We start from the raw sequence: 467 nt of genomic DNA on the forward strand, positions 1-467 counted from the left end.
AACTGTCCCCTGTGGATATCCAGTCGCTCGACCGCTGGGACGACTACACCGAAGCCAAAAACGCCATGTTCTTCCACACCCACACCGGCGACGCGCCTTGGGTCATCATCCGTTCCGATGACAAAAAACGTGCACGTTTGAACTGTATCCGCTACTTCCTGCATCAGCTGGACTATCCGGGCAAAGACGTGAAAGCCATCGGCAAAGTGGACGAGAAAATCGTTTTGGTTCCCGATACACGTTACAAAGACAAAACTGTCGATCTCGGACACGATTAATTTGTAACATTACCAAAGGCCGTCTGAAATTTCATCTTTCAGACGGCCTTTTCTTAATCCTCGCGATTCCAGTACGTTTTTTGTGCGAATACCAATTTATTGTCAGTGAATTTCAAACTGTCCAAATTCAATGCCCAAACATCGCTTTTCATCACTCGAGCAGCAGGATGCGCTTTGTAATACAAAGAC

1 pseudogene is annotated in these 467 nt (G+C 46.9%); it reads left to right on the forward strand.

The features are described from left to right. Positions 1–278, forward strand: a pseudogene (locus ACTHUR_RS20065) (polyphosphate kinase 2); the annotation flags it as partial. Positions 279–467 lie beyond the last annotated feature (189 nt).

This window comes from Neisseria sp. P0021.S007 (assembly GCF_051956855.1).